9 protein-coding genes are annotated in these 11,954 nt (G+C 42.0%); 7 read left to right on the top strand and 2 right to left on the bottom strand.

From position 1 onward, the window contains the following. Positions 1–5 precede the first annotated feature (5 nt). The 3 genes from QUD05_RS16120 (at position 6) to QUD05_RS16110 (ending at position 4,302) form a co-directional block, all read left to right on the top strand. Entirely contained in the window at positions 6–713 is a 708-nt protein-coding gene (locus tag QUD05_RS16120; protein WP_289796940.1) for a 16S rRNA (uracil(1498)-N(3))-methyltransferase, read from the top strand. A gap of 68 nt (positions 714–781) precedes the next feature. Continuing rightward, positions 782–1,846, top strand: coding sequence for a tetratricopeptide repeat protein (locus QUD05_RS16115; RefSeq protein ID WP_289796939.1), 1,065 nt, complete (start codon positions 782–784; stop codon positions 1,844–1,846). A gap of 158 nt (positions 1,847–2,004) precedes the next feature. Further along, entirely contained in the window at positions 2,005–4,302 is a 2,298-nt protein-coding gene (locus QUD05_RS16110; RefSeq protein ID WP_289796938.1) for a VIT domain-containing protein, read from the top strand. Between the two features lie 34 nt (positions 4,303–4,336). Here QUD05_RS16110 and QUD05_RS16105 read toward each other — a convergent pair whose 3' ends face one another. Beyond that, the gene (locus QUD05_RS16105; protein ID WP_289796937.1) at positions 4,337–4,900 is read right to left on the bottom strand and encodes a hypothetical protein; all 564 of its coding nucleotides are present in this window, start codon (positions 4,898–4,900) and stop codon (positions 4,337–4,339) included. 492 nt (positions 4,901–5,392) lie between these two features. Here QUD05_RS16105 and QUD05_RS16100 point away from each other — a divergent pair, with 492 nt between their 5' ends. Beyond that, positions 5,393–6,028, top strand: coding sequence for an esterase/lipase family protein (locus QUD05_RS16100; RefSeq protein WP_289796936.1), 636 nt, complete (start codon positions 5,393–5,395; stop codon positions 6,026–6,028). A gap of 55 nt (positions 6,029–6,083) precedes the next feature. Here QUD05_RS16100 and QUD05_RS16095 read toward each other — a convergent pair whose 3' ends face one another. Then, positions 6,084–6,518: a VOC family protein gene (locus tag QUD05_RS16095; protein WP_289796935.1), complete on the bottom strand. Its 435-nt coding sequence runs from the start codon at positions 6,516–6,518 to the stop codon at positions 6,084–6,086. 402 nt (positions 6,519–6,920) lie between these two features. Between QUD05_RS16095 and QUD05_RS16090 the strand changes: the two genes are divergently transcribed. From QUD05_RS16090 to QUD05_RS16080, 3 genes are all read left to right on the top strand, one after another. Continuing rightward, complete coding sequence (locus QUD05_RS16090) at positions 6,921–7,742, top strand: DUF92 domain-containing protein (protein WP_289796934.1); 822 nt, start codon at positions 6,921–6,923, stop codon at positions 7,740–7,742. A gap of 369 nt (positions 7,743–8,111) precedes the next feature. Further along, positions 8,112–8,894: a peptidylprolyl isomerase gene (locus tag QUD05_RS16085; protein WP_289796933.1), complete on the top strand. Its 783-nt coding sequence runs from the start codon at positions 8,112–8,114 to the stop codon at positions 8,892–8,894. Then, positions 8,843–11,545, top strand: coding sequence for a type I secretion system permease/ATPase (locus QUD05_RS16080; RefSeq protein WP_289796932.1), 2,703 nt, complete (start codon positions 8,843–8,845; stop codon positions 11,543–11,545). Before QUD05_RS16085 ends, QUD05_RS16080 begins: the two co-directional genes overlap by 52 nt. The last annotated feature ends 409 nt before the right edge of the window (positions 11,546–11,954 follow it).

Below are 11,954 nucleotides of genomic sequence, written 5' to 3'. Positions count from 1 at the left end.
ATCTCATGTCTCAACTGCAAAGAATTGCGATCGCACCCTCCCAACTCCAACAAGGACAAATTTTGCTCACCAAAGAACAGCAGCATTATTTGGGGCGTGTGTTGCGCTTGCGTGAAGGCAATCGCTTTATTGCAATGGATGGTAAGGGAAAATGGTGGTTAGCGCAGTTAGCAGGGGAACAAGCAGAGGTTTTAGAACCGCTTTTAGTAGAAACTGAATTACCTGTATCGATTACGCTGATGGTGGCGTTGCCCAAAGGTAATGGATTTGATGAAGTGGTGCGGTGTTGTACAGAGTTGGGAGTAGCTTGTATTGCACCAGTATTGAGCGATCGCACTTTACTTCATCCTAGTCCTCAAAAGCTCGAACGTTGGCGGCGCATCGCAGCGGAAGCCGCCGAGCAGTCAGAACGCTCTTTTGTGCCGACAATTTTAGAACCTGTTGCTTTTAATACTGCCGTCACAGCGAATCAGACAAGTCACCGTTACATTTGTGAGGCTCGTGGAGAGTATCCCCATTTAAGCAAGGTGCTAAATAGCATTTCTGAGGAGATTGTCATTGCTACTGGACCAGAAGGGGGATGGACAACAGAAGAAATTGACAATGCGAAGTCAGTTGGATTTCAACCTGTTTCCCTTGGTCGCCGCATCCTGAGAGCAGTTACAGCCCCAGTAGTAGCATTATCCTTGATTACCGCAACTTGTGAAGTATAAATGATTTATAGCTCACGCAAAATTACTTTTGCGCGAGACATCACTCCAACGTGTATTTAAAGTAAGTGATGATTGAGCAAGTTGCGATCGCCTTTGAGCATAAAGACTATCAAACAGCAGCTAAATTACTCAAACAGCTGCAAAAAGAATCACCCGAAAATCCTTGGGTACAATATTATCTCGGTCGGCTAAATGAAGTATCAGAAAAACACCAAGATGCAGAAAAAATTTATCGGCAACTGCTGCGAGATACAAGGAACGCCAAAATAGTAACGCTCGCACGCCAAGGTTTGCGACGGCTACAAGAAATTGAACTAGAAGAAAGACAAAGAGCTATTTCCCAAGCAAAATCTGAACCAAATAACACCGAACTTAGCGTACTAGTTTTAGAGCCACTCAGTACCGAGATGAAAACAGAAGCATCTCGAAAATTTGCTCAGATTATGCAGCTAGACCCCTACACTGCACGGCTGGTACTGCCAAGTCGTGGCTGGAGATTGTACCGCACTGGCCAAGTAGGAGAACTAAAATTTTATGGGAAACAGCTACAGCAGGCTGGTATTCCTTGCTTTTGGGCAACAATAGCGGAAATTCAGCAAATTCAAGTTTATCAAGTCAAACATTTCCAAGCATCTACCCCACAAGCTACTGTTGTTTGCCGAAACGAGGTAAATCAACTTGGTTCTCTCACTTTTGACTGGTCAGAAGTCACAGCAAGAGTAGTAGGACTTTTGCCCATTTTTGAACAAGTTGTAGATGTTGATGCCCGCCGTAAACTGGAATGGAAAACTCAAACACAAGACTATGCTCAGTTTTGTGATTTACACATACCTGGTAGACGTTGCATTCTTCGACTTTATGATAACGGTTATGAATTTCAGCAAGGTTTAGAAATCATTCCTCAAGCTAGCCAAAATACAATCAGAATTAATTGGAATAGTTTATCAAGTTGGATTGACCAGCAACTACCTCAAGTCAAAATCTGGTCAGATTTCACATCTTTTGCAGATACAACATTAGATCAAACAGAAATGTTGAGTCATATCAAGTCTCACATCGAGCTGTTTCGTAGGGAACAGACTAATTGGGATTCAGCTTTTCATTTGTATAGTGGACTGGTGTTTGTTAAATAATTCGTAATCTTTCGGCTCCTTTCGACTTCGCTACCTCGGCTTCGCTCGGCACAAGTCAAGGCAAGACGCTCAATACAAGTTCGTAATTCGTAATTCGTAATTAAGTTACTTATTACCTACTTTAAGAAGTAAGTTTACAGATCAAATAGGAGTGTTTGATGAATACAGTAAGTGCTAAAAATCTAAATTTAGGCGGTTTGTACGTTCAATCGCCTCAAGGAGAACAACTAGTTTTTCCACTCAAGCATACAGAAGTTCTCGCAAAAATTGCCGGTAATTTATCACGAGTTGATGTCATCCAAAGCTTTGAAAATCCCTTCACACAGCCTTTAGAAGCAATCTATATCTTTCCGTTACCTGATGAGGCGGCGGTGGATGACATGGAAATCAAAATAGGCGATCGCATCATCAAAGGTAATATTAAAAAACGTGAAGAAGCTGTAGCCATCTACGAAAAGGCAAAACAAGAAGGACGCACCGCCGGACTTCTCGAACAGGAACGAGATAACATCTTTACCCAATCGCTGGCTAATATCAAACCTGGCGAACAAATTGATGTCACAATTCGTTACACCGAAAGTTTAAAATTTGAGGCGGGAAACTACGAATTTGTTTACCCGATGGTGGTGGGGCCAAGATATATTCCGGGAACGCCGATAGATGGTAGCGGTGATACAGACCAAGTTCCTGATGCTTCTCGCATTACACCGCCTGTAGTCTTAGAAGGAACGCGCTCGCGTCACAATATTAATGTCACAGTCGAAATTGATGCAGGTTTGCCTATTTCTGAAGTGCGTTCTCCTTCCCATCAATTAAAAATTGAACACTCAGGTCAAATTGTGCGGATTCAATTAGCTGGAGAAGATACAATTCCCAACAAAGATTTAATTCTCCGCTATCAAGTTTCTGGTAAAGAAACTCAATCCACAGTATTAAGCCAAGCCGACGATCGCGGCGGACATTTTGTAATATATCTGATTCCAGCTTTGGAATATTCCACTGATGAGATTGTGCCTAAAGATGTTGTATTTTTAGTGGATACCTCTGGCTCCCAATCTGGCGATCCGTTATGGAAGTGTCAGGAATTGATGCGACGATTTATCAATGGGTTGAATCCCAACGATACTTTCACAATTATCGATTTTTCCGATAGAGTCAGACAGTTATCACCAACACCTCTGCCGAATACAGCAGAAAATCGTACCCAAGCGATCGCTTACATTAACAATTTACAAGCTGATGGCAGCACAGAAATGCTCAGTGGCATTCGTACAGCCATAAATTTCCCTACACCAGTCGGAAGATTACGCACCGTTGTACTCTTAACTGATGGCTATATCGGCAACGAAAATGAGATTTTAGCAGAGGTACAACAGCACCTCCAAGTGGGAAATCGCCTTTATAGTTTTGGTGTTGGTAGTTCAGTTAACCGTTTTTTACTGAATCGCATCGCCGAAATTGGCTGGGGAATATCCCAAATCATTCGTCATGATGAACCCACAGAAGAAGTAGCCGAAAAGTTCTACAGGCAAATTAACAATCCTGTACTTACGAATATTCAAATCTTTTGGCAAGGTGACACAGAATCGCCTGTGATTTACCCAAAGGTAGCGCCTGATTTATTTTGCGAACAACCATTAGTTTTGTTTGGTCGCAAACAAGATAGAGTTGGAGGTAATCTACAAATCTCCGGCATTGCTGCGGGCGGTAAGCACTATGAAAAAATGTTTAACCTGATATTTGAGGAAACAGGAAATCTTGCTGTGGCGCAGTTGTGGGGACGCGCTCGCATCAAATACTTGATGAATCAAATGGTGAGTTTTGAAACTAAAGCTGGTGTAGAAGCAGTTACAAAAACAGCCTTAACTTATCAACTTCTTTCTCAATACACCGGTTTTGTGGCTGTCAGCGATGACGTGCAGGTTGAACCAGGAAGCGAATATCTGTCTATGCAAGTGCCAGTGGAAATGCCCGAAGCAGTTAGGTTTGGTAAAGCTTCGGCTGCACATAAAATATCACTCTCAATGCCATCAGCGCCAGCTTCAGAAGAAGCTCCAGATTTTCTTCGGCAAAAGCGATCGCCACAATCTCAAATACCCAAAGAAGTCGAGACATCGTTGAGCTTTGATTTCGAGGAGATGGAACAAGACGAAATATTAGACGCAGCCATCAACCATCAGTTAGAGGTCATCAGCATCACTGGCTTGGATAATACAGAAATTGCTAATCTAACCCGACACCTTCAGCAACTAAACTTTCCTTCAGGCTTCAGCGGTGAAATCGTCTTTGAGTTCACCGTCAACAAAGGTCGAGTAGAACGGGTAATGTTAGACGAGGAAACCTCTACCCTAAAAGATCCAGTTGTAGTGGAGAAAATTAAGCGATCGCTCTTACTTTGGAGAGTTTCCTCATCTACAACTGGCAAAGTTATCTTAACCTTGCATCTTCACACTTAATCTATAGAGACCGTAAATTTACGGTCTCTATGAATTATTTAGGTGTTTTAATCTGACGTGCCATGTCTAGATAAGCACTCATATTCGCTCCTGGACGACGACGACCATTAGAGCTAGTAGCCGAAGGAGCCAGATATTTTGGTGCAAAGGTTGTTTCAGTTGGCTGCTCTTTAAGTACTTTGGCTGCTGCGGCTTTTTCCTTTTTGCCCGGTTCAACTTTAAGACCCTCAGCAGTCTGGACTAGTTGAACATCAGCTGGTTTGGGATTTTTAGCTGATTTTTCCTTAGTCTTAGCCTTAGTAGCAGCGGTTTTTGTTCCATTCAACGAATCTGGCTTAGATGGAGTTGGTGCTTCTGATGTAATCGTCTCTGCTACTTTCTTAGCATTCGATGCAACTGTCGATGTAACTGTCTCTGCTACTTTCTTCGCGCTCGATGCTACCTCTTTAGCAGCATCTTTGGCAGCATCTTTGGCTTCGTCCAATTCTAAGAAGTAGCCGTTGCTTTTCTTCTTCCCCGGTAACAGTCCGGTAAAGAAGCCCAGAATACCCCCAAGGAAACCCTGAATACCCGAAATTAACTTTTTGATAAAATCCATTACAATTACTCCTGCCTTTTACCTTTTATATTTGTAACTCGAACGTAATTGTTAAAAATTACGACAAAATGTTACATTATCTACTTAGTGTCACCTCGCTCTGGTGACAACCCTTATAGGCTTGTGCTTAATTAACATTGTAGTAAAACCACAGGGCAAAATGTTCTATTGCAAGCATTTGCAACCTGCATACACCGAGAACTAATTATTAAATTTTACTGTAGCTAAGAGCAAGATTCTGAAAGCAAGCTTTACAATAATTAACATTTCTTTGTTTGGTAAATACCCGAATTGAAGTTAAACAAGCAGTTTATTCTCAACCAGTGGTAAGAGTGTCATAGGCTATTGGCAGACGAACAGATTAATTTGTAAAACTTTATACAAATTCTCTTTGGATCTGTTAAAGAATCCGAAAAGCAATAGCTTCAGTTTGTAGAGCAGTAAGTGTGTACAAAAGTGAAATACACCCTTTAATTTAGTTAGATTTTGTAAATGAACATTGAAAATCAACAACGCAATCCCGTTTTGTTAATACACGGCATTGACGACACAGAGGCAGTTTTTCATAAAATGAGGGCATACCTCATACAACAGGGTTGCTCTGTATATAGCCTGAATCTAGTTCCTAATAATGGTGATGTGGGTCTTGATGAATTGGCAAAACAAGTAGCCGATTATGTTACAGCGACCTTTGCACCAGAACAACGCCTAGATTTAATCGGCTTTAGCATGGGAGGAATTGTCAGCCGTTACTATGTTCAGCGATTAGGAGGAATTAACCGCGTGCAGCGGTTTATTACCATCTCTTCGCCCCATTATGGAACTGTAGTTGCTTATGGTTCCCGCCGTCCTGGTTGCCTACAAATGCGCCCCGACAGCATTTTTCTCAAGGATTTAAATTCGGATGCTGTAATGTTGGGGCAGATAGATTTTACGTCTATCTGGACACCTTATGATTTAATGATTGTCCCAGCAAATAGTTCACAAATGTCCGTAGGAAGCCAGGTAATAGTACCAGTTACTCTACACCCTTGGATGCTGACAGACCCCAGGAGTTTAGCGGTAGTCACAGCAGCTTTAGCAAAGCCTATTCAGTTACCCTTCCTTAAGAAAGTATCCAGTCAGTAGCCAGAATGCTTGCCACGCTTGATTTATTCATCTTTAATTACGAATTACGAATTACTTAAGTCCTATCCCCAATTTGCGTATGTTCGTAACTCCCAAAAATCGCCTCTGGGTGACGATAATACTTGAACTCCATGAGATTATAAAAGGGATCTTCTAAAAAGAAAGTGCGATGCTCAAGAGGAGAACCGACAAAACGATTTTTAGTTTCTTCACGAAAAAGTAGCTGTTGTTGTTGTTGTGCCCTTTCTAGTAAGTCTTGCCAGTCACGTTCTTGGGTAAAAATTAGCCCAAAGTGTCTGGGATAGATAGTTTGTTGCGGTGTCAAATGTTCTTTTGTGACATGAGCCACTAATTGATGACCGTAGAGATTGAGAATCAGGGCATGGTGGTTTTCACGACCAGGAATGCAGCCCAAACCATCTACATAATATGCTTTTGTTTGGGCAATGTCAGTTACAGGGAAAGCTAGATGGAATAAAGTTTGGCTCATAGCTGGTATTAAAAAGACTAGTAGTTGATGCTATCTACAATTTATGCTATTAAGTTTTGATTGTGGTTAACTTGAACACAGTTTTTATTGACATTAACTTATATTCTTTATCCTTATTACTAAGATTGGGGATTGAGTAATACTTCAGCCACTCTAATCTGCGGTGACGGAGAAGAGTCTACCTAACTCAAAAGAAGTTTTGCATTTTGTTTAATCATTGCAGCGTATATCTAAGACACCATTGATGGTTTGACACTCAGCTTTCAGAGTGATGCCTACGCAATTTAGTTAATAATACAAACATATTACTTTACCTAGAGAGGTTGCAAAAATAAAGCACTAAGCATCACAAATTCGTTATTCTGTTGATATTCAGACAAAATTACTCATGATTAATTGCTGATGTCATCCTCAATAGATTCTGTAAATCCCTGGTTAGTAGCAGTAGTATTAAACACAATTTTATTGGGTTTAGCTTGGATTGCTCCCAAAAAGCTACTTACCCCTGCTGGATTATTCCACGCCTGGTTTTTGGCCATCTTAATTTGGGTAACTCTAGGCTGGCAAGGATATGCAGTAGTAATGTTCTATTTTTTGGTTGGTTCTGGCGTTACCCGCATTGGGATGGCGCAGAAGGAGGCAGAAGGAATTGCCGAAAAACGTTCTGGGGCAAGAGGCCCAGAAAATGTTTGGGGTTCGGCTTTAACTGGGGCACTGTGTGCCTTGGGAGTAGGAATAATAAATTCGGGATTCCTCGTATCTAATCCCCAGTCGCTAATCCCCAATACTTCGGCAATGCTCAGTACAAGTCCCCAGTCCCTACTATTACTAGCCTATGTAGCGAGTTTCAGTACCAAGCTAGCTGACACCACTGCTAGCGAAGTCGGTAAAGCTTATGGTAAAAGCACCTTTTTGATTACCACACTCCAACCAGTGCCTCGCGGTACAGAAGGAGCGGTAAGCTTGGAGGGAACTTTAGCCGGGATTGTGGCTTCTGTAGCGATCGCACTTTTGGGTTGGGGAGTTGGTTTAATCGATACATTGGGAGTAGCTTGGTGTGTGCTGGCAGCATTTATTGCTACTAACCTAGAAAGTGTGATTGGGGCAACACTGCAATCTAAGTATACTTGGCTGACCAATGAAGTAGTCAATATTTTTAATACATTAATCGGTGCGATCGCATCTGTGCTACTTGCTTGCACATGGATAACTTTCATTAACTAGGGTGACGAGAATAAACAATTACAATTACTCGTCTAAGTGGGGCATTTAGACCGTTACCAGTTCGAGATTCCCCACTTAGACGCTATCCATTTACAGCACTCAGCACTCTTGAAAGGCATTGTTAAAAAATAACTATTTGCCTTGCGGTTGCGCCACCACTAATATTTTCAATCCTGATTTTGTCCCCACTAGACTGTAAAAGTGATCGTGGCAAATTATTTTATTTACTAGCTATATAATTTTTTGACCATTTAGATGTAATTAGTTCATTGAATCTTTATCGTATTTATCCATGAATAACCAGATGATTTCTATATGATTTAATTTAAAAGTTCTATAAGTGTTTAACCATTTTCACATAATTAGTTCATGGAATCTTTATCATTTTTGACAATTAATGACCAAATAATTTCTATAGAGCAAGCAGTAAAGTATCTGCAAGCCTCTGGAAAATTAGGACAGTTCATTGGGGATATTCTCCGGCAGTACGTAATTGAGGAAGAAATTAGAACACGAGATGATATTGAAATTGGCACCGCAATAACTGAACAGTCAATTATTGACTTTAGGCTGAAAAATCAACTCACTGACCCCCAAAGTTTTCAAGAATGGTTAAAGACAAATAACACAGATTACGCTACTTTTCACACATCGGTTGCTTTTGGTTACAAGTTAGAAAAGCTGAAAGCTGTAGTGACACAAACAAAACTCCCAGAATATTTTATTGAACGCAAGATTTTTTTGGATCGGGTAGTGCTTTCCCGGATTGTTGTTGATAATCGTGAATTGGCAGACGAACTCCAAACCCAAATAGAAGAAGGAGGTAGTTTTGAGCAACTAGCTAAAGAGTATTCCCTTTCAGATGACCGAATTGTGAATGGCATGATGGGAATTGTCAGCCGAGGTAGTATGCCAGATATATTACGGGCAGCTATTGATGTGGCCAATCCTGGACAATTGATAGGACCAATAGAAATCGTTGGCAAAGACTCTCCCCAAGGAGAAGGGCCTTATGGTTTGTTTCGAGTAGAACAATTTCTACCAGCGTCTTTAGAAGATACTCAACTACAGCAAGCACTACAAAATGAGTTGTTTGAAAAATGGCTAGCAGAGAAAATTCAAAAACTGACAGTCAAGTTACAAGTGAGTTAAAAACTCTGGATAATGAATCTTTACGATTAAAAGTGCTAGCTTCTTTGCCTTGGAATCAGCCACCGCTATCCTGGCTGACTCCCGAACAACAATCCCGATTGGAAAATGAGTGCCAAACCCGCCAGTATCGTCTTGGAGAAAAAATCTGGTCAAACGATGTCGGTGGCTATCAATTTTTAATTGTGGCTGGGAAAGTCCGCTTGCGAGAAGAGGGTGTTGGCAAACCAATAGCCGCTCTAGATGCAGGGGATTGGTTTGGCGATTTCCAAAAGCTGTCTGCGGATTTTAAAGCTGTAGCTGCTAGTAAAGAAGTGATAGTAGTTTGTTGGGAAACTGCACTATGGGCAGAATTTTCTCACCCACAAATTCAGGAATTTTGGCAAGCGTTACCAGTAGAGATGGAAGGACAAAGGGAGACATTTTCCTTCTCTAGCACTCCTTCAGTAACTTCAGCCTCAGACGGGACTTCCAGCCCCCACAGCCTCCAACCCCAAAAAGGACTCCCAGCCGCCAATCTAATCACTTCAATTTATCCGTTTGTTGCCAGTTGGAATACCGCTGCTGCCTGTTTAACAATGGTGGCGCAACAACTAGAAAATTCTGTGCAACTGGAATGGGTGCAGCGTCAACTCAGAGGACAACGCCCAAAACAGGTTGTGGAAGCAGCAGAAAAGTTAGGGTTAGTGTTGCGGCGGTTACAAGTGAGTTGGAGTGAGTTGCGACAGTTGTCATTTCCAGCTTTATTGCTGTGGAATTCTGACTCACCCCAGAGTCCATCCTGGGTGGTGGCTTATGGAGTTAAAGGCGATCGCTTAATTATCGCTAACCCCCTAAATCCCGAACGGACTTGTGAAAGCTTGCCGCAGTCAATAGTTGAGGTGTCTTGGGATGGACAATTGTGGCAAGTAGAACTCATATCCCAGCAAGAAAAATTTAACCTCAGTTGGTTTACCCCAGCAGTTTGGAAGTATAAGGGATTGCTCACAGAAGTATTGTTAGCATCTTTTACCTTGCAGCTTTTGGGGTTAACAACACCGCTAATTACCCAAGTCGTCATTGATAAAGTGATGGTGCAGGGGAGTTTGCCGACTCTTGATGTAATGGCGATCGCACTTTTATGCGTAGCCATATTTGAGTCCGTACTTGGGATACTGCGCCTATTCATCTTTACCCATACAGCTCGCCGTTTGGATTTGAGTTTATCAGCGCAGCTATTTCGCCATCTGATGCGCCTGCCTTTGGCTTATTTTGAGTCGCGCCGCGTCGGAGACACAGTAGCAAGAGTCCAGGAACTCGAACAAATTCGTCAGTTTCTCACAGGTACAGCATTAACTGTGATTCTAGATAGCATCTTTGCTGTGGTGTACCTGGCATTGATGTTTTACTATAACGTCCCACTCACCTTTGTGGCTTTAGCTGTACTGCCACTATTTGCCACATTGACGATAGTTGCAACACCAATTCTGCGTAACTGGCTCAACGAAACTTTTAACCGGAGTGCTGATAGTCAATCGTTTCTAGTAGAGACAATCACCGGAATTCACTCTGTTAAAGCCCACGCAGCCGAACCAGTAGCCCGCGATCGCTGGGAAGGCTTATTTGCCCGCTTCATTCGCACTGGCTTTAAAGCTTCTACTACCTCCAATATCAGCAGCAACATTGGTGACTTTCTCACTAATTTGTCCACAATGCTGATTCTCTGGTTTGGAGCCAAGTTAGTTATTGAACAAAAGCTCACAATTGGACAGCTAGTTGCATTTCAAATGCTGTCTGGTAGAGTCACAGGCCCGCTTTTGCGCTTAGTACAGTTGTGGCAAAACCTTCAACAAGTGCTACTTTCTGTTGATCGCATTGGTGATATTCTCAACGTCTCCCCTGAAGCTGAACTGGGAACTGGCTTAGTTTTGCCACCCCTGAAAGGACAAATTACCTTCGAGCAAGTATTTTTCCGCTACCGTCCCAACTTTGAAGCAATTCTGCGTGGAATCTCTTTCAGTGCCGAACCAGGGCAGTTTGTTGGCATTGTCGGACGTAGCGGTTCTGGGAAAAGTACCCTATCTAAGCTATTGCAACGCCTCTATCAAATTGAATCAGGACGCATCCTGATTGATGGTTTTGATATAAAAAGTGCCGATTTAGCCTCACTGCGGCAACAAGTTAGTGTAGTTCTCCAAGAAGACTTTTTATTTAACGGTTCTATTTTGGAAAATATCACTCTCGGTAGCCCTGACATTACCGCAGAGCAAGTAGTAGAGGCGGCAAGATTAGCCGTAGCACACGACTTCATTAGTCAATTACCCTACGGTTACGAAACCAATGTTGGCGAACGCGGTACAGCTTTATCTGGTGGACAAAGACAACGTATTGCTCTGGCAAGGCTATTTCTTTCCCAAGCGCCGATTTTAGTTTTGGATGAAGCTACCAGTGCTTTGGATAGTGAAACTGAACAACAAGTACTGCAAAACCTGCAAAAAATTTCCGCTAACCGTACCGTGTTCCTGATTGCTCACCGCTTTGCTCCCCTCAAACGTGCCAACTTGATTTTAGTATTGGAGCAAGGCGTGATTGCCGAACGTGGTACTCACTCACAATTGTTGCAACAAAAGGGTTTGTATTGGTCACTATATCAACGGCAGCAAGCAAACATTTAATCATTTAATAGATTTAACTAGCTCAAAACTTGTGACTAGATAAAAGATAAACCTTTGCAACGCGGCTTAAACATAGCCTTTGGCGAATGGAGCATAACTCCGTTCGCCATTTTAATTTTGCTGATTTCAATAATTACCCTTGCTACAGTCTGGGTAGTGTAAATATTTTTATAGCCCAATACAGTTCAGTTAGGCCTAAAACTTTAAACTGCGTAGGTTGGGTTGAGGAATGAAACCCAACATTTTTAGTGCTTTGTTGGGTATCACTTCGTTCAACCCAACCTACGATTATCCTTAACTGAACTGTATTGTTTTATAGTCGGCGATCGCAGCATTTCTAAGAGTAATAAAAGGAGTCATAACGTACCTATTATAATTTTGGCATTAGTCTTCATTAATACACTTCAAA

Source organism: Nostoc sp. GT001 (genome assembly GCF_030382115.1).
Classification (GTDB): domain Bacteria; phylum Cyanobacteriota; class Cyanobacteriia; order Cyanobacteriales; family Nostocaceae; genus Nostoc.
The sequence above is the reverse complement of the archived record's forward strand: the minus strand, read 5'-3'. Positions and strand labels throughout refer to the sequence as shown.